General features: G+C 69.0%; 19 protein-coding genes. 8 read left to right on the top strand and 11 right to left on the bottom strand.

Annotation, left to right across the window (positions count from 1 at the left end; genetic code table 11):
• Positions 1-10 precede the first annotated feature (10 nt).
• The 11 genes from fliP to fliF form a co-directional block, all read right to left on the bottom strand.
• Positions 11-769, bottom strand: a complete 759-nt coding sequence (fliP, locus tag BM004_RS38025; protein WP_093131154.1) for a flagellar type III secretion system pore protein FliP — start codon at positions 767-769, stop codon at positions 11-13.
• The gene (gene fliO / locus BM004_RS38020; RefSeq protein WP_093131152.1) at positions 766-1,269 is read right to left on the bottom strand and encodes a flagellar biosynthetic protein FliO; all 504 of its coding nucleotides are present in this window, start codon (positions 1,267-1,269) and stop codon (positions 766-768) included. Before fliO ends, fliP begins: the two co-directional genes overlap by 4 nt.
• Entirely contained in the window at positions 1,266-1,700 is a 435-nt protein-coding gene (gene fliN / locus BM004_RS38015; protein WP_093131150.1) for a flagellar motor switch protein FliN, read from the bottom strand. The genes fliO and fliN overlap by 4 nt, the downstream gene beginning before the upstream one ends.
• Positions 1,693-2,694 carry a flagellar motor switch protein FliM gene (gene fliM / locus BM004_RS38010; RefSeq protein WP_093131148.1) on the bottom strand — a complete coding sequence of 334 codons (1,002 nt, stop codon included), beginning with the start codon at positions 2,692-2,694 and terminating at the stop codon, positions 1,693-1,695. Before fliM ends, fliN begins: the two co-directional genes overlap by 8 nt.
• Before the next feature lie 24 nt (positions 2,695-2,718).
• The gene (gene fliL, locus BM004_RS38005) at positions 2,719-3,222 is read right to left on the bottom strand and encodes a flagellar basal body-associated protein FliL (RefSeq protein ID WP_093131146.1); all 504 of its coding nucleotides are present in this window, start codon (positions 3,220-3,222) and stop codon (positions 2,719-2,721) included.
• A gap of 150 nt (positions 3,223-3,372) precedes the next feature.
• Positions 3,373-4,818 (bottom strand): flagellar hook-length control protein FliK, encoded by a 1,446-nt coding sequence (locus BM004_RS38000; RefSeq protein WP_093221729.1) that lies wholly within the window; start codon positions 4,816-4,818, stop codon positions 3,373-3,375.
• A gap of 25 nt (positions 4,819-4,843) precedes the next feature.
• Positions 4,844-5,299, bottom strand: a complete 456-nt coding sequence (fliJ, locus tag BM004_RS37995; protein WP_093131142.1) for a flagellar export protein FliJ — start codon at positions 5,297-5,299, stop codon at positions 4,844-4,846.
• Between the two features lie 50 nt (positions 5,300-5,349).
• Positions 5,350-6,774, bottom strand: coding sequence for a flagellar protein export ATPase FliI (gene fliI / locus BM004_RS37990; protein ID WP_093131140.1), 1,425 nt, complete (start codon positions 6,772-6,774; stop codon positions 5,350-5,352).
• A 56-nt stretch (positions 6,775-6,830) separates the two neighbouring features.
• Complete coding sequence (gene fliH, locus BM004_RS37985; protein WP_093131138.1) at positions 6,831-7,661, bottom strand: flagellar assembly protein FliH; 831 nt, start codon at positions 7,659-7,661, stop codon at positions 6,831-6,833.
• Positions 7,648-8,646, bottom strand: a complete 999-nt coding sequence (gene fliG / locus BM004_RS37980; protein WP_093131136.1) for a flagellar motor switch protein FliG — start codon at positions 8,644-8,646, stop codon at positions 7,648-7,650. The genes fliH and fliG overlap by 14 nt, the downstream gene beginning before the upstream one ends.
• Entirely contained in the window at positions 8,636-10,399 is a 1,764-nt protein-coding gene (gene fliF / locus BM004_RS37975; protein ID WP_093131134.1) for a flagellar basal-body MS-ring/collar protein FliF, read from the bottom strand. The genes fliG and fliF overlap by 11 nt, the downstream gene beginning before the upstream one ends.
• A 292-nt stretch (positions 10,400-10,691) precedes the next feature.
• Here fliF and fliE point away from each other — a divergent pair, with 292 nt between their 5' ends.
• From fliE to BM004_RS37935, 8 genes are all read left to right on the top strand, one after another.
• Entirely contained in the window at positions 10,692-11,018 is a 327-nt protein-coding gene (fliE, locus tag BM004_RS37970) for a flagellar hook-basal body complex protein FliE (protein WP_093131132.1), read from the top strand.
• A 171-nt stretch (positions 11,019-11,189) separates the two neighbouring features.
• Complete coding sequence (locus tag BM004_RS37965; protein WP_093221727.1) at positions 11,190-12,848, top strand: flagellin N-terminal helical domain-containing protein; 1,659 nt, start codon at positions 11,190-11,192, stop codon at positions 12,846-12,848.
• Positions 12,849-13,020: 172 nt separating this feature from the next.
• Positions 13,021-13,377, top strand: coding sequence for a flagellar protein FlaG (locus tag BM004_RS37960; protein ID WP_093131128.1), 357 nt, complete (start codon positions 13,021-13,023; stop codon positions 13,375-13,377).
• Between the two features lie 56 nt (positions 13,378-13,433).
• Positions 13,434-14,879, top strand: a complete 1,446-nt coding sequence (fliD, locus tag BM004_RS37955) for a flagellar filament capping protein FliD (RefSeq protein WP_093131126.1) — start codon at positions 13,434-13,436, stop codon at positions 14,877-14,879.
• 35 nt (positions 14,880-14,914) lie between these two features.
• The gene (fliS, locus tag BM004_RS37950) at positions 14,915-15,334 is read left to right on the top strand and encodes a flagellar export chaperone FliS (protein WP_093131124.1); all 420 of its coding nucleotides are present in this window, start codon (positions 14,915-14,917) and stop codon (positions 15,332-15,334) included.
• A gap of 40 nt (positions 15,335-15,374) precedes the next feature.
• The gene (locus BM004_RS37945) at positions 15,375-15,707 is read left to right on the top strand and encodes a flagellar protein FliT (RefSeq protein WP_256220259.1); all 333 of its coding nucleotides are present in this window, start codon (positions 15,375-15,377) and stop codon (positions 15,705-15,707) included.
• Between the two features lie 64 nt (positions 15,708-15,771).
• Positions 15,772-17,142, top strand: a complete 1,371-nt coding sequence (locus tag BM004_RS37940; RefSeq protein WP_093221725.1) for a flagellar hook-length control protein FliK — start codon at positions 15,772-15,774, stop codon at positions 17,140-17,142.
• A complete protein-coding gene (locus BM004_RS37935; RefSeq protein WP_177206762.1) occupies positions 17,139-17,426 on the top strand; it encodes an EscU/YscU/HrcU family type III secretion system export apparatus switch protein in 288 nt (95 codons plus the stop codon). Before BM004_RS37940 ends, BM004_RS37935 begins: the two co-directional genes overlap by 4 nt.
• Positions 17,427-17,708 lie beyond the last annotated feature (282 nt).

The raw sequence follows: 17,708 nt of genomic DNA, 5'->3' as shown, positions 1-17,708 counted from the left end.
CTCTGCGTACCTAAAGGTAGAAGCTCTGCGTGAGCGCGCCGATGAGCAGCTGCCAGCCGTCGGCCAGCACGAACAGCATCAGCTTGAAGGGCAGCGCAATGGAGGCGGGCGGCACCATCATCATGCCCATGGACATGAGCACGCTCGCCACCACCAGGTCGATGATGAGGAACGGTATGAAGATGGTGAAGCCGATCTGGAACGCCGTCTTCAGCTCGCTGATGACGAACGAGGGCAGCAGGATGCGCAGCGGCACGTCTTCGGGGCCCTGCATGTCGGGCGCCTTGGCGAGCTTGGCGAACAGGGCCAGGTCGCTCTCGCGGGTCTGCTTGAGCATGAAGTTCTTGAAGGGCGCGATGCCGCGCTCCATCGCCTTCTCAGCACTGATCTTGTTCTCGGAGAAGGGCACGTAGGCGTCGGTGTAGGCCTTGTCCAGCACCGGCGACATCACGAAGAAGGTGAGGAACAGCGACAGTCCCACCAGGATCTGGTTGGGCGGCGAGGTCTGCGTGCCGATGGCGGTGCGCAGCATGCCCAGCACGATCAGGATGCGCGTGAAGCTGGTCATCGACAGCAGCAGCGCGGGCAGGAAGGTGAGCGAGGTCAGCAGCACCATGGTCTGCACGCTCAGCGACCAGGTCTGGCTGCCGCCGGGGCCGGGCGTGCTGGTGAGGCCGGGCAGGCCCTGGGTCCAGGCCACGGCGGGCAGCGCGGCGGCGGCAAGCAGCAGCGCGGCACGCAGGCCGCGGCGCAATGCGGGGTGCGTCATGGGGCGGGATGCGACTTGCCCGAGAGCGACTCGCGCAGTTTCCGGGCAAAGAGTTCGACGGTGTTGTTGAAGGCGGGCGAGCCGGCCTGAGCGGTGGGGGCCGCGGACGGTGCCGATGAAGCCTGGGCCGGCAGCGTGTGCAGCGTGTTGACCTGGCTCGGCGTGACGCCCAGCACCAGCCAGGTGTCGCCCACTTCCACCACGACCACGCGTTCGCGCTGGCCGACGTTGGCGCTGGACACCACCTTCACCACGTTGCCGCTGCCCAGGCGCTGCAGCCCGAAGCGGCGTGCCAGCCAGGCGCAACCGAAGATCAGGCCGACCACCACCGCCATGCCGAAGCCGGCCTGCAGCAGGCTGGACGCGCCGGAAGCGGCGGGCGCCGCCTCGTGCACGGGCGTGGGCACGGTGGGCAGCGCGGCATGGGCCGTGTGCACCGCCTGCGCCCAGAGCGCGGGCAGCAGCGCCGCCCCCGCGAGCAGTTGGCGGCGCAGGCTCATGTGCGTGCGAGCTTCTGCATGCGCTCGGACGGGGTGACGATGTCGGTCAGGCGGATGCCGTACTTCTCGTTCACCACCACCACTTCGCCCTGGGCGATGAGGTAGCCGTTGATCAGCACGTCCAGCGGCTGGCCGGCCAGCCCGTCGAGCTCGACCACCGAGCCCTGCGACAGCTGCAGCAGGTTCTTGATGGTGATGCGGGTGCGGCCGATCTCGGCGGTGAGCTGCACGGGCACGTCGAGCACGCGCGCGATGTCCACGGGCGTGGTGGTTGAGGGCGCGGCCGCTTCGTGGATCTGCTGGAAGACCTGCGCGGTGGCGGGCGCCACGGCGGGCTCGGGCACGGCGGGAGGCGTGGCTGCGGTCTGCTCGGCCAGCGCGCTGGCCCAGTCGTCCGCGTCGCTGCTGGCGGAAGAGGTGTTGTCAGTCATGGTCGTTCTTCAAATCGCTGTCTTGATGGGAGATCATTTGTTGCACGCGCAGGGCGTAGCGCTCGTTGGAGGTGCCGTAGCCGCAATCCATCACCGGCACGCCGCCGACCTTGGCGACGACCGTCGTGGGCAACTCGATGGGGATCACGTCGCCGACCTGCATCTTCATCACCTCGCCGAGCGTGGAAGGCATGGTCACGAAGTCGGCGATGAGCTCGACGTCGGCGGCCTGCATCTGGCGCGACATCTGTTTCACCCAGCGCTTGTCGACCTCGACCTCGTCCTGGATCGGGTTGGACAGCAGGTCGCGGATCGGCTCGATCATCGAGTAGGGCAGGCACACGTGCAGGAAGCCGCCGATGGGGCCGAACTCGATCTGCAGCGTGGTGTTGATCACCACCTCGTTGGGCGCCACGATGTTGGCGAGCTTGCCGTGCATCTCGGCGCGCACGTAGTCGAAGTCCAGCGGGAACACCGGCTGCCACGCGTCGCCGTAGCACTGCAGCGACAGGTCGAGCAGGCGCTTGATGATGCGCTGCTCGGTGCGCGTGAAGTCGCGGCCTTCCACGCGCACGTGGTAGCGCCCGTCGCTGCCGAAGAGGTTGTCCACCACCAGGAACACCAGCTTCGGGTCGAACACGAAGAGGGCCGTGCCGCGCAGCGGCTTCAGGTGGATCATGTTGATGTTCGCGGGCACCGGCAGGTGCCGCACGAACTCGCCGTACTGCTGGATCTGGACCGGCCCCACCGAGATGTCGGGGCTGCGGCGCATGAAGTTCAGCAGCGCGCTGCGCAGGCCGCGCGCGAAGCGGTCGTTGATGACCTCCAGCGTGTGCATGCGGTTGCGCACCACGCGGTCGGGCGCGCCGAGGTCGTACGCCGGCAGGCCGTCCTTGGGAGGCACGGGCGCGGCCGTCTGGTCGATGTCCCCGCCGGTGACGCCCTGCAGGAGCGCATCGACCTCGTCCTGGGAAAGCACCTGTTCATAGGCCATGGGTCGCTGGTCCGAAGGAGAAGGTCACTGCACCACGAAGGTGTTGAACGACACGTTGGAGATGCCCAGGGGCGCCTGGCCGGCCGCCAGCGGCGCGTTCAGCGTCGTGCGGATTTCCTCGGCCAGCTTGGCCTTGCCTTCCGGCGTGACCAGGGTGTCGGGGACGCGGTTCGAAAGCAGCATCAGCAGGCGGCTGCGCAGCTCGGGCATGAACTCGACGATCTGCGCCTTGGTGTGCTCGTCGGGCACGCGCAGCGCCATGCCGACCTGCAGGAAGCGCGGGCGGCCTTCGGACTGCAGGTTGACGGTCAGCGGCTCGAGCGCCAGGAAGATCGGCTTTTCAGGCACGGGCGCCTTCGCCGTTTCCGGCGCGGAGGCCGCGTTCATGAAGCGGGGAACGAAGGTGTACGCGGCCGCGCCGGCGGCGGCGAGGCCGACGGCGACGATGAGCCCGATCACGAGCTTCGACGAGCGCTTGGAGGCTGGCGCGCCGGGGAGGGCGGTTGCTGCAGGAGAGGAGGTAGCCATGGTGGAGCGGTTGGAGGGGTCCGGTCTATTCTTTGCGAAGTCCCTCTCTGACGAACGGCCGAACAAGCGCACAAAGGCGTGTCATATCCGTTCATTGCCGGGCGCCGTCGGGGCGCCCGAGAGGGGAAGAGGGGCCGTGGCCCGGCGGCGTCAGGCGAAGGTGTCGACCCCCGCGCCCGCGGTGCCGGCGGTGCTCTGGCGCACGGGCGCCACGGGGGCGGCCTGCGCGGCGGGCGCGGTGCGGCCGGCGCCGGGGTAGCTCGAGGCCTGCTGGCGGCCGCCGTTTTGCTGCTGTTGCTGCTGCGCGAAGGCGGCGTCGTTGCCGAACGGCTGGCGCGTGTCCGCGCCGACCGAGGCCTGGCCCAGGGTGATGCCCTGTTCCGACAGCGAGGTGCGCAGCTGCGGCAGCGCGGCCTCGACGGCCTTGCGCACGCTCTCGTGGGCCGACACGAACATCGCCTGGGCCTGGTTGTCGCCCAGCGACAGCGTGACCTTCAGCGGGCCGAGGCCGGCGGGGTTGAGGCTGAGTTCGGCCGTGTGCTGGCCGCTGGTGCTCATGCGGGCCAGCTGTTGGCCGAGAGCAGGCGCCCACTTGTCGCTGCCGACTTCGGGCGCGACGGTGTGCACCGGCGCGCGGGCGGCGGCGGTTTCGGTGGTGCGGTCCGCCGGCGCGGCGGTGGCGCCGGCCTGCTGCAGCACGAACGGCGTGGCCGTGTCCTGCGTGCCGGTTTCGTTGGCGCCGGGCTGGGCGGCCGTGGTGGCCGGCACGGCGGCGGCGGTGACCGACGCGCCGGTGTCGTCGGCGGGCTTGGACTGGGCGGCGCTCGCGAGCTGCTCGGCCGTGGTGGCGCTCACGGCGCGCGGCGCGGCACGGCCGCTGGCGGCGGTGCCGGTGGCCGGGCCGGCGGACGCGGCGGCAGGCCGGTTGGCCACGCCCGCGGTCTGTGCGGCGACGGCGGCGCGCACCACGTCCTGCAGCGCGGCGATCGGCGCAGTGGCCGTGGCAGCGGTGGTGTCCGCATTGGCGGCGCTCGGGAGGTCGGGCCTGGCGGCAGCCGGCCGGGTGCCGTCCTTGGTCGCGAGCGCGGCGTCGGGCGCGGCCTTGGCGTCGGCGGCCGTGGCGCCGGCCCCTGCGGCTGCTGCGTCGGGCATCAGCTTGGCGAGGGCGTTCTGCAGGGCCGGGTCGGCCGGGATGTCGGTGGCGGCGCCAGCGCCAGCGGCCGTGGCCACGCCGGTGGCCGCGGCCGTGCCGTCACCCTGGGCGTCCACGCGACCGGCGCGACCGGCGCGGCCCGCGAGGGTCAGCGCATGCAGCGGCGTGTTGGGCGGGGCCAGGAAGGCCAGGTTCGGCGCGGGCGGCAGCGCGTCTTTCGTGTCTTCGTCGGCGGCGGACTTGCGCCCGGGCTTGCGCTCGGCGGTGGCGGCGCCCGAGGCGGCGTCGGCCGTCTTCGTTTCCTGGCGGTTGCCGTGGCGCGAGCGCTCCAGGGCCGCGCCGAAACCGCGGCCCTGCGCTTCGTCGGCGTCGCTGCGGCTGCGCGAGCCCGCTTGCGAGACGGCCTGGCCGCCGGCGTTCGGCGCGACGGGGGGCATGATCATGGGTGGCATGTCGGTTCCTGGAAAGTCAAAGGGTCGTGTGCGAGCTGCGGTCGAAGAACTTGCGCGCGGCGCGTTCGTCGCTGTCGCGCTGCTCGCGCTTGTTCGCGGCCATCGTTTCCTGCGCGCGCACGCGCTCGGCCAGGGTGTCGAAGGAGCTCAGGCGGCGCTTCTGCTGCTGCCAGTCGACGCGGCCGTTGTCCAGCCGGGTCTCGGTCTGCGCGGCAATGGCGCGCTGCTGCTCGATGGCGCCGTCCAGCGTGCCCAGGAAGTTGCGGTAGTTGCGCCACTGCGAGGAGGGCAGGCCGTCGCGCATCAGCGCGTCGAGCTGGTCGTGGTAGTCCTGGCGGTACTGCAGCAGCAGCTCGAGCTTCTGGTTGGCGTTCAGGTGCGCGCTCTGCAGCGCGCCGAGGCGGCGCGCCGCGTCGTCGGTCTGCGTGTGGGCCAGGTCGATCAGCATGCCGAGGGGGAGCTTGCGGGTCATGGAAGAAATCCTTGCGTGGTATCTCTGGAATCGGGTGGGCGGCGCGCGCCTCAGTGGCGGCGCTCGGCCGTGAACAGGCCTTCGAGCTGCGCGATGGCCTCGGCATAGGCCGTGGGCTCGTGCATCGACTGCTGCAGGAAGGCCTCGATGCGCGGGTACATCGCAATCGCCTGGTCCAGCTGCGTGTCGTGGCCGGGCGCGTAGGCGCCGACGCTGATCAGGTCGCGGTTGCGCTGGTAGCGCGAGAGCATCTGCTTGAAGCGGCGCACCGTTTCGAACTGCGTGGACGGGATCAGCGCGGTCATGGCGCGGCTGATGGAGGCCTCGATGTCGATGGCGGGGTAGTGCCCGGCCTCGGCCAGCGTGCGCGACAGCACCACGTGGCCGTCCAGGATGGCGCGCGCCGAGTCGGCAATCGGGTCCTGTTGGTCGTCGCCCTCGGACAGCACCGTATAGAAGGCGGTGATGGAGCCGCCGCGGCCCTGTGCGTCGCGCGCGCCGTTGCCTGCGCGTTCCACCAGCGCGGGCAGCTTGGCAAACACCGACGGCGGATAGCCCTTGGTGGCCGGCGGCTCGCCCACGGCCAGCGCGATCTCGCGCTGCGCCATGGCGTAGCGGGTGAGCGAGTCCATGATGAGCAGCACGTCCTTGCCCAGGTCGCGGAAGTACTCGGCCAGGCAGGTGGCATAGGCCGCGCCCTGCAGGCGCAGCAGCGGCGAGTTGTCGGCCGGGGCCGCCACCACCACGGCGCGGGCCAGGCCTTCCTCGCCCAGCGTGTTCTCGATGAAGTCCTTCACCTCGCGCCCGCGCTCGCCGATCAGGCCGACCACGATGACCTCGGCGCTCGTGTAGCGCGCCATCATGCCCAGCAGCACGCTCTTGCCCACGCCGGAGCCGGCGAACAGGCCCATGCGCTGGCCGCGCCCGACGGTGAGCATGGCGTTGATGGCGCGCACGCCCACGTCGAGCACCGAGTCGATGGGCGCGCGCGTGAGCGGGTTGACGGGCGGCGAACTCAGCGGCACCTTGCGCGCGATGTCCAGCGGACCGAGCCCGTCCAGCGGGCGGCCGGCCGCATCGACCACGCGCCCGAGCATGCCTTCGCCCACGGGCAGGCGCTTGGTGTGGGCGTTGCCTGCGCCGCTCATGCCCGGCTCGATGGTGACGGGCCGCGCGAACACGCGCGCGCCGGGCACCAGGCCGGCCACTTCGGTCTGCGACATCAAAAACAGGCGGTCGCCGGCGAAGCCGACCACTTCGGCCTCGGCGTAGCGCTGCGCGTTGCCCGCCGGCAGTTCGATCAGGCAGTCGCTGCCCACGGGCAGCTGCAGGCCCACCGCCTCGAGCACCAGCCCCACGGCGCGCGTGAGGCGGCCCGAGGCGGTGGTGGTGGTGACGTGGGCGACGCTGCCGCGCGCCTTGTCGAGCGCGGCGCGCACGGTCTGCAGGTGGGGGTTGGGGGCGACGGTCTGCATCGGGAGGGAAATGGGTGTCTGGAGCGTCCGGGGTGGCTGGGCGGGTTCAGGCGAATTCAGGCGGATTCGGTGCCGTCGCGCAGCGCCGAGGAGACGCGCTTCCAGCGGGTCTCCAGCGTGCCGTCGAGTTCGCCGTTGGCGGACTGCACGCGGCAGCCGCCGCGCGTCAGGGTGTCGTCGGCGCGCACCTGCCAGCCGGCGGCCTCGATCTCGTGGCCCAGGCTGTTCTTCACCAGCGCCACGTCTTCCGGGTGCAGCAGCAGGCGCGGTTCGCCGCGCAGGGCCGGCTCGGTGTTCAGCAGGTCGCGCACCAGCGGCAGCACCCAGGCGGGCTCGGCCGTGAGCGTGCGGTGCACCACCTGGCGCGCCACGTCGAGTGCCAGTGCGAGCACGGTGTCGGCCAGCTCGCCTTCGGCCCGGCGCAGGGCGTCGGGGAAGGAGCGGGTCAGCGCGCGCAGGCGCTCGGCGTGCACGGTGGCGGCGGCCAGGCCGGTGGCCAGGCCTTCGGTGTGGCCGGCCTTGCGGCCTTCGGCGAGGCCGTCGGCCCGGCCTTCGGCTTCACCGGCGGCGCGGGCGTCCTTGCGGATGCGGGCGAGCTCGGCGAGGTCGATCTTCGGTGCGGGGGGCGCGGGCGGCGGCACGGGCACGGCGGTGCGGGCGGCGCTGGCGGCCTTGCGGCTCGCGGACGGCGGCCTGCCGTCGAGCGTGCCCATCTCCCAGCGTTCCCAGGCAGACAGCACGGGCTTGGGGCCGGCCGCGGCCTGGCGGGCCGCGGCGTGGATGGCGGCCAGGCGTTCCGGCGAGCCGCCGAAGAGCGCCGAGGCGTCGTTGACGTTGGCGTTGGTGCCGTTGGCACCGCCGTAGGAGCGGGGGTCAGACAAAGTCATCGGTGCCAGGCGCTGCAATCACGATTTCGCCGGATTCCGCAAGGCGGCGTGCCACCTGCAGGATCGCCTTCTGTTCGGTCTCGACCTGCGACACGCGCACGGGACCGCGCAGCTCCATGTCCTCGCGAAGCGTTTCCGCGGCGCGCTGCGACATGTTGTTGAGGAACTTGTCGCGCAGCTCCATCGGCGCGCCCTTGAGCGCGATGATGAGCGAGTCGCTCTCGATGTCCTTGAGCAGGCGCTGGATGCTGCGGTCTTCCAGGCCCAGCAGGTTCTCGAACACGAACATCTCGTCGACGATGCGCTGGGCCAGCGCCTCGTCCTGTTCGCGCACATGGGCGATGGCTTCCTCTTCCTGCGTGGTGCTCATCAGGTTGACGATTTCCGCCGCCGTGCGCACGCCGCCCAGTCGGCTGCGGCGCAGGCCCTGGCCGGCCAGCATCTCGCTGAGCACGTCGGTCAGTTCGTTCAGCGCCGACGGCTGCACGCCGCCGAAGGTGGCCACGCGCATGATGACGTCGTGGCGCAGGCGCGTGGGCAGCTTCTCGAGCACCTCGGAGGCCTTCATGCGGTCCAGGTGCACCAGCAGCGTGGCAAGGATCTGCGGATGCTCGTCGCGGATGAGCTCGGCCACTTCGCCGGCTTCCAGCTCGTTGAGCCGCTCGATGCCGCCGCGCGGCTCGTCGGGCTGCAGGATGTCTTCCAGCAGGTTGCTGGCGCGGTCTTCGCCCAGCGCCTTCTTCAGCACCGCGCGGATGTAGCTGGTCGAGCCCAGGTGCAGGGCCGACAGCTGCTCGGTTTCCTGGCGGAACTCCGACAGCACGGCGGCCAGCTCTTCCTTGGAGACCGAGGTCAGCTTGGACATCGCGAGGCCCAGCGCCTGCACCTCGGAGGTGGGCAGCTGGTGCAGCGCGGCGGCGGCGCGGTCTTCACCGAGCGCCATCAGCAGGATGGCGCTCTTGCGGGTTCCCGATTCACTGTTCATTGTTGTTCATCCAATGTTGGATCAGGGCCGCGACCAGCTTGGGATCCTTGTCGGCGATCTGCTGCGCGTACTCCATGTCGGCCTTCTTGCGGTTGGCCTCGCGTTCACGCAGGGCTTCTTCCTGCGACGGGCCCGAGGCTTCCGGCGCGGCGGCGGGGGCGGTTTCGTCGGGTTCCGGTGCCAGCGCGGGCGCCGGCGGCGGCGGTGCATGGCGGCGCACCAGCGGACGGATCACGGCGAGCCAGGCGAACAGTGCGAGCAGCGCGTACAGCAGGTACTGGCCGAGCGACTTGCCGATCTCGATGTTCTCGCGGTCCTTCCAGAACGGCACCTCGGGGCCCGGGCCGCTGTCGGCGTCGCGGGCGAAGGCGCTGTTGACCACGTTGAGCGAGTCGCCGCGGTCCTGGCTGAAGCCCATGGCTTCCTTCGCGAGGTTGCGGATCTGGTCGAGCTCGGCCGGCGTCAGCGCGCGGCTGGTGTTCTTGCCGGCACCGTCCACGCTGTCGCGGTTGTTCACCACCACGGCCACCGACAGGCGCTTCACACCGCCGGCGGCTTGCTGCACGTGGCGGATGGTGCGGTCGAGCTCGTAGTTGGTGGTGGTGTCCTTGCGGGTGCTGCTCGGGCCGGTGGCGGCGGTCGAGGCCGTGGACGCCGTCGTGCCGGGAGCGGCACCCGGCGTTCCCGGTGCGCCCGGGGTTCCGGGCGGCGGGGTGCCGGGGGCGTTCGGTGCGCGCGGGCCGACGATCGGCGCGGTCGGGTTCACCGGCGGCTGGTTCGACAGCGCGCCCGGCACGCCGCCCGGAGGCCCGCTGCCGTGCTGGGCCGACTCGCTGCTCTGCTGGCTGCGCACGGCGGCCTGCGAGGGGTCCTGGTTGGGCTTGTATTTCTCGTCGGTGTGCTCGACCACCGAGAAGTCGATGTCGGCCGCCACCTGGGCGCGCACGTTGCTCGCGCCCACCAGCGGCTGCAGGATGGCCTCGATGCGGCGGATGTAGCCGGCCTCGATCTCCTGCGCATATTTGAGCTGGCTCACGTCCAGGCCGCGGTCGGCGCCGCGCGCCGACGACAGCAGGTTGCCGCGCTGGTCGACCACCGTGACGCTCTTGGCGTCCAGGTCGGGCACGCTGCTGGACACCATGTGCACGATGGCGCTGACCTGGCCTTCGTCGATGCTGCGACCGCGCATGAGCGTGAGCACCACCGACGCCGAGGGCTTCTTCTGCTCGCGCACGAAGAGCGACGGCTTGGGCAGCGCCAGGTGCACGCGCGCCGCCTCGATGGTGCCGATCGACTCGATGGAGCGCGCCAGCTCGCCTTCGAGGCCGCGCTGGTAGTTCACCTGCTCGGCGAACTGGCTGGTGCCGAACTTCTGGTTGTCCATCAGTTCGAAACCGACCCCGCCGGCCTTGGGCAGGCCCTGCGCCGCGAGCTTCAGGCGCGTTTCCGCCACCTTGTCGCCCGCGATCAGGATCGCGCCGCCGCCTTCGGCGAACTTGTAGGGCACGTTCATCTGCTGCAGCGACGCGATGATCGCGCCGCCGTCGCGGTCCGACACATTGGTGTAGAGCACCTTGTAGTCGGGCGCGCGGCTCCAGAGCATGAACGCGGCCGCCGCGGCCACCACGGCCGCGGCGCCGACGATCATCGGCAGCTTGGGCTGGGCGCGCATGCGTTCCAGGATCGGCGGCAGGCCGTTGCCGGAACCGTTGCCAGCTGTCGCCATGTCGCCCGTGGGCACGGCTGTGCTCATGGGTGCACCTTCGTCAGGGCTTGGCGGCCACCAGGGGCCGATGCCGGGTTTGGAGAGGAGATTCGGTGTTGAGAGTTCATTCCGGAGGGCCGGTCGAGTCGTCCACGGCCTGTTCGTTTGGCGACGATTGTCAACAGTCAAATGGAATTCGAATGGCCGAACAGCCGGGGTTTTCTGCCTCAGTTGCACCCTTGAATCGGGGTCTTCCCTTGATACGCTGCGGGCCAGCCGGAGGACTTGCGTCCTCCTTGTCAAGTCACGCAGAAGTGTTCACACAGGAAGAAGAGATCCCATGTCGATCAGCGCCATCGAATCCGTCTTGCAACAGATGCGCGTCACCGCGCTCAACACCGGCATCGCCCCCTCGACGGGTGCGGCGGGTGCGCCGGCCGAGGCCGGCGGTTTCGCCGCCGAGCTCAAGCGCTCGCTCGCCAACATCAGCGGCGCCCAGCAAAACGCCTATGCCCAGGCCGAGTCGTTCGAACTCGGCAAGCCCGGCGTCGCCCTGAACGACGTCATGGTCGACCTGCAGAAGGCCAACGTGGCGTTCCAGACCGGGCTGCAGGTGCGCAACCGCCTGGTCACCGCCTATCAGGAAGTGATGAACCTGCAGGCCTGACGCCGGCCGACGGGGTATTTCGAGGCGATGTCAAAAATTCTTGCGGACTGCCTAAAGTTTTCCGGGGGGGCGTCGATAACTGATTCAACGACGGCTTGTGTCCCGAATCGGACCTGGTAGGCGTTGAAGGCTTCGGCCGGATTTCCCACAACTTTGTCATCTGGAGTTTTCATGGCATCCGTCATCAATACCAACTCGCTTTCCCTGGTCACGCAAAACAACCTCAACAAGTCGCAATCGGCGTTGAGCACGGCCATCACGCGCCTGTCTTCGGGCATGCGCATCAACAGCGCCAAGGACGACGCTGCCGGCCAAGCCATTGCCAACCGTTTCACGGCCAACATCAAGGGCCTGACGCAAGCAACGCGCAACGCCAACGACGGCATCTCGATCGCTCAAACGACCGAAGGCGCACTGACCGAAGTCAACAACAACCTGCAACGCGTTCGTGAACTGTCGGTGCAAGCCGCCACCGGCACCAACTCGGCCAGCGACCTGGACTCGATCCAGTCGGAAATCGGCCAGCGCCTGGACGAAATCAACCGCGTGTCGGAACAGACCCAGTTCAACGGCGTGAAGGTCCTGTCGGCCAACGCTGGCAAGCTGACCGTGCAAGTCGGCGCGAACGATGGCGAAACCATCGACATCGACCTGCAGGAAATCAGCGCCAAGACCCTGGGTCTGGACGGCTTCAACGTCAACAACACCGGTTCGAAGAACAAGGGTGCCACCGCTTCCGACCTGCTGGTCGCCGGCTTCGCCGCAGGCACGACCGCCAACGGCGTCACGCCTTACACCCGCACGCTGACCACGGCCGCCAACGGCGCCACCGCCAACGACGTGCTGGCCAAGATGCAAGACACCGGCACGGTCGCGATGACCGGCGGCGCAACGTACACGTACAGCGCAGCGACCAAGAGCTACACGGCCACGGAAGCTGCTCGCAGCCAAGCCAACACGCTCGCCTCGCTGACCCCGGCAGCTGGCACCAGCGTGACCGCCACGGTCAAGCTCGGCACCCACTCGATGGACGTCAAGATCGACAGCAACGGCACCCTGACCGACGCTGCCGACGGCTCGGCTCTGTACCTCGACACTTCGAAGAACCTGACCAAGACGGGCACCGGCACGACGACCGCCGCCACGCTGTCGGCAGTGCTCGAGCAAGCCACCGGCATGTCCGCTGCTGGCGACTCGATCACCATCGGCGCAACCGGCGCTTCCTACACCGTGGTGACGGCTGCTGCCGGCGCCAGCACCTTCAAGGTTGCCGGTGAAAAGGCCACGGCCGACCAAGTGACCGCCAAGATCAACGCTGGCGCTGGCGCCATCGACATCGACGGCGCAGGTGCTACCACGGCCTACGCAGTGGCAGCCGCTGGCGGTGCAGTGACCGGCGCCTACATGGGCGTGAGCGGCCTGACCACCACCGCCGCCGAATCGATCAACCTGAACGCCAACGGCGTGGTGACCGACGCGCAAGGCAGCACGGTGTACGCCGACTCGGCCAAGGCCGGCAAGCTGACGACCAACGCCGTCAGCGACGCAAAGTCGACGGTCGACCCGCTGAAGGCACTCGACGCCGCTCTGTCGAAGGTCGACAAGCTGCGCAGCTCGCTGGGCGCGGTGCAGAACCGTTTCGACTCGGTGATCGCCAACCTGGGCACCACGGTGACCAACCTGTCGTCGTCGCGTTCGCGCATCGAAGACGCTGACTACGCCGTTGAAGTGTCGAACATGACGCGCGCTCAGATCCTGCAACAAGCTGGTACCTCGGTGCTGTCGCAAGCCAACCAGACGACGCAAGGCGTGCTCTCCCTCCTGCGTTAATCCACAACCTCCAGTTAGCGAAAAGGAAAGCCGGATCCCCTTTGCAAGGGGGGATCCGGCAGGCGCAGGTTCCGGGAGCAAGCCCGGGGTTGCCTGCGCTGTGCTCTGTGGCCATGCCCGAAGGCGAGGCCCCAGAGCACAGCGAAACCGCCAGACCACAAGGTAGAAAACGATGTCGAACCCCGTGCCCTCCATTCCCGCGAAGGAAAGCCCCTGGACGCAGCTGCTCGCCGGCCGCGCTGGCGGTGCCGGCGCGAGCGCGGCGGCGTCGTCCGCCGCGGCGGAAGGTGCCGTGGACGAGGCCACGCCGGTGCAGGTCGAGCGGGCCGTGCACGAGGTGAACGCGGCGCTGGTGCTGCGCGAGGTCGGCCTGCAGTTCGAGGTCGACAAGGACACCGACAAACTCATCGTGAAGGTGGTCGACCGCGCCAGCGGCGAAGTCATCCGCCAGATCCCGAACGAAGAGGTCGTGCGCATCGCCAAGCTCATGCGCGAAGGCAACGGCCTGCTGGTCGACCAGTCGGCCTGAGGCCGCGCGCGAGACCTTCATCCCCGGCAGAACAAGCAATACAGGAACACATCCAAATGGCAACGATCAGCAGCCTCGGCGTTGGCGCCAACCTCGACCTTGCGAGCTTGCTCACGCAGCTCCAGACCGCCGAGAGCCAGCCGCTCGTGGCACTCCAGGCCAAGGCCAAGAGCTACACCAGCAAGCTGTCGGCCTACGGCACGATCCAGAGCGCGCTCAGCACGCTGCAGACCGCCGCCAAGAAGCTGGGCGACCCGGCGCTGTTCCAGAGCGTGACCGGCACGCCGACCGTCAGCGGCATCCTGGCCGCATCGGCCACCGACGTCAGCGCCGCGGGCAACTACACCATCGATGTGCAGCAGCTCGCGCAGGCGCAGACCGTCATCAGCGCCGGCCAGGTGGACACCAAGACCCCCATCGGCAACGGCAAGATCACGATCGACTTCGGCCAGATCGCAGGCGGCACGCTCAACGCCACCACCGGGCAGTACACCGGCGCCACCTTCACGGCGGACGCCAGCCAGCCCGCCAAGTCGATCACCATCGACCCGACCAACAACACGCTCGAAGGCATCCGCAACGCCATCAACGGCGCCAGCGCCGGCGTGACGGCCTCCATCGTGAACGACGGCAGCGGCACGCCCAACCGCCTGGTGCTGACGTCCTCGACGACCGGCGAGAAGTCGAGCATGCGCATCTCGGTGGCCGGCGACGCCACGCTGCAGAACCTGGTGGGCAACGACCCGGCCGGCACGCAGAACCTCAAGCAGACCTCGGTGGCGCAGAACGCCAAGCTGAACGTGAACGGCATCGACGTCACCAGCGCGACCAACACCGTGAAGGAAGCCATCCAGGGCGCCACGCTCACGCTGGTGAACACCGGCAAGACCGGCCTGTCGATGAAGGAAAACACGGCCGGCGTGAAGACGGCGATCACCGATTTCGTGAACGCCTACAACGCGCTGCAGAGCACCGCCAAGTCGCTGACGTCCTACGACCCCGACACCAAGACCGGTGCGGCCCTGGTGGGCGACAGCACGCTGCGCAACCTGCAGACGCGCATCCGCCAGGCGCTCACCACGCCGCAGGCCGGCGGCGCCAACGACATGAAGGTGCTCACCGAGATCGGCGTGGCCTTCCAGAAGGACGGCACGATCGCCATCGATTCCACCAAGCTCGACAAGGCCCTGTCCACCAACCTGAAGGGCGTGGCGAACCTGTTCTCCAGCGCCACCGGCAGCACCGGCGGCTACGGCAAGCAGATCGACGCGATCGTGACCGACCTGAACACCGGCGCCCTGAAGGTCGCCAGCGACGGCGTGACCTCCACCATCAAGGAGCTGGACACCCAGTACGACGCCGTGCAGACGCGCGTGGACTCCACGGTTGCCCGCTACAAGGCGCAGTTCACGCAGCTGGACGTGCTGATCAACAGCATGAACAACACCAAGACCTACCTCACGCAGCAGTTCGACGCGATGTCGAACAGCAGCAGCAAGTAAGCACACCCCGCCAGACCAGCGACACGGAGCAGCCGATGTACACACCTCACAACCTTCGCACCGGCGCCGGTGCCTATGCGCGCGTCGGCGTGGAAACCAGCGTGATGAGCGCGTCGCCGCACCAGCTCATCGTGATGCTGTTCGACGGCGCGAAGTCCGCCATCGGCATGGCCCGCTTTCACATGACGGCCGGCGAGACGCAGGCCAAGGGGCAGGCGATCTCCAAGGCCATCGGCATCGTGGAAAACGGCCTGAAGGCCGCGCTCGACGCCACGGCCGGCGGCGAAGCCGGTGCCGAACTCGTGGGCAACCTCTCTTCGCTGTACGACTACGTCGTGCGGCGACTGTTCCAGGCGAACCTGCACAACGACGTGCAGGCGCTGGACGAAGCAGGACAACTGCTCGAAAACGTCGCTTCCGCCTGGCGGGAGATCGATGACGGAAGCCACGGCTGAGCCGCGGCTGCATTACATGACTACAAAGACAGGGAACAACATGGCAGTCCGGAGTGAGGTCGTTCATTGTTATGAGGAGCTTGCAACCCACATCGCGCAGATGCTGGCGTTGGCTCGCGCCAAGGATTGGGGCAAGTTGCCCGAGCTCGAAGCGCGCTGCGCTGCATTGGTCGAACGGCTGCGGGCCATCGAGCCGCTGGAGACGCTGGACGCCATCCAGGTCGAGCGCGTGCTCAGTCTGCTGGACCGCATCCGCGTGGACCAGGCCGAAGTGTCGGGCCTGATCAAGCCGCAGATCGAGGACCTCGTCAGCCGCATGGGCAGCCTGCACAGGCAGAAGAGCCTGGGCCGCGCATACGGGCCCACGCACTGAGCCGTCCCTGACGGACCGCACGGCCTCCCGCATCTCCTGACCCTTCACCCGAACCACCACTCCCATGACTGCACTCGCCGGACTGATCGACGCACTGCTGGCCGCAAGGCTCGCACCGCGCCTCGACGTGCTGGGCATCAAGGGCGAGGCGGCCATCGGTGCGCCGGGACCGGCAGTGCCGGTCGCCAGGGTCGAGAACGATGTGCGGCTGCCTTCGAACGCCGCGCTCGATCGCCAGATCCCGGGCGCGCTGCTGGGCGGCGCTGCTCACCTGGGCGGCGGCGCGCCGGCGTCGGTGGCCACGCGGCTGTCGGTGGCGGCACGCGTCATCGGCGCGGTGCTGGCCGACCTGCAGGCGGAGCCGGGTCCGGTGCGCGGTGCGTCGCCGCTCATGGCGTCGCGCCAGCAACCCGCCAACGCCGCGGCGCTGGCCGGTGCGCTGGCGAGCACGGTGGCCGACAGCGGTCTCTTCTATGAATCGCATCTGGCGGAGTTCGCGGCCGGTGGCCGCTCGCTCGCACAGATGGCACTGGAGCCGCAGGCGCGCTGGGCCGGGCCCGTGGTCGCGAAGCCGGTGGTGACGACGGCGAACCCGTCGGGCACGGCGAATGCAGCGGTTGCCGCGGCTGTGCCCGGCGCAACCGATGCGCCGCAGGCCGCTGCCGCAGTGGCGACGGCTGTTGTGTCACAAGGCGATGCGACGCTTGCCGCAATGCCCGACACCAGCGCTTTCACAGGCAACACCAGCCAGGGCGGCGCCCCGGCGAACGCATCCGCAACGCAGGCAGCGCCCGCCAACACCGGTGCGCCGCATGGCGCCGCGCCGGCCGCCGAACCGGCGGCGCCCGCCGCGGCGGTCGAGGCCTCGCGCCTGCAGGCGGCCTACCGCCAGGGCGAAGGCGTGCCCGCGGGCAGCACCTTCGACAGCGCCTCGCCCGCGCACCGCGCCGGCGAAGCCGCGCGGCAGTCGGACATCTCCGCGGTGGCGCAGGCCGCGCGCGGCAACGAAGTCATTCATCCGCAAGCCGTCACGCTCGTGCACCAGCAGCTCGACCTGCTGGCCGGCGCCGTGTTCCGCTGGAGCGGCCAGGCCTGGCCCGACGTGCCGATGACCTGGTCCATCCAGGAAGAACAAGAGCAGGCGAAGTCCGACGCGCGCGAAGGCGCGGGCGCGGACGAAGAGGGCGTGCGCCGCTGGTCGACCACCGTGTCGCTGCAGCTGCCGCGCCTGGGCGAAGTCGACCTGCGCGTGAGCGTGGCCGGCCCCTCGGTGCAGGCGCACCTGTCGGCGCGCGAGACGGCCACGATGGCACGGCTGCGCGGCGACGCGGGCCAGCTCGCGCGGCGCTTCGAGGCCGCGGGCCTCCAGCTCCAGCAGTTGCAGGTCACGGCGAAAGCCGGGACCGAGGCCGTGGCGCAGGCGGAGGCCGCATGACCGGCGCGCTGAACCAGGGCATGGACAACCGCAACAGCGCGGTGGCCCTGTCGTACGCCGACAAGGGCAAGGCGCCGGTCGTCGTGGCCAAGGGCTACGGCGTGGTGGCCGAATCGATCATGCGCGAGGCGCGCGAGAACGGGCTGTATGTGCACTCGTCCGCGGACCTCGTGAAGCTGCTGATGCAGGTCGACCTCGACCAGCAGATCCCGCCGCAGCTGTACCTGGCGGTGGCCGAGCTGATGGCCTGGATCCATGGTCTGGAAAGCCATGAAGCGAATTAAATCTTCCCGTGGTCAATGCAAAGTCATGAGCATTTCATTTGAATCGGCAATTACGCCGTCCAGTGAATCCATGAATGCTCATAGTCTTTATTTATGTGTAATTGGTCATGAATAAATTATTGCTGATAAGCGATGTTTGTAACGACTGGTTGCACGATTGCCACGCCGCCGTTTTTCGCGAAAAGCAGCACTCCTCAGAGGGAACGTGTCGCCTTCGTGTCAGACACGTCCTACTTTTTTTGTCGCGATTTCCTACAAAGTTCGTCGAAGTGTAAAACTTTG

It is taken from the genome of Variovorax sp. OK212, assembly GCF_900112425.1.
GTDB lineage: Bacteria > Pseudomonadota > Gammaproteobacteria > Burkholderiales > Burkholderiaceae_C > Variovorax.
Note: the sequence above shows the minus strand (reverse complement) of the source record. Positions and strands in the feature narration are given on the sequence as shown.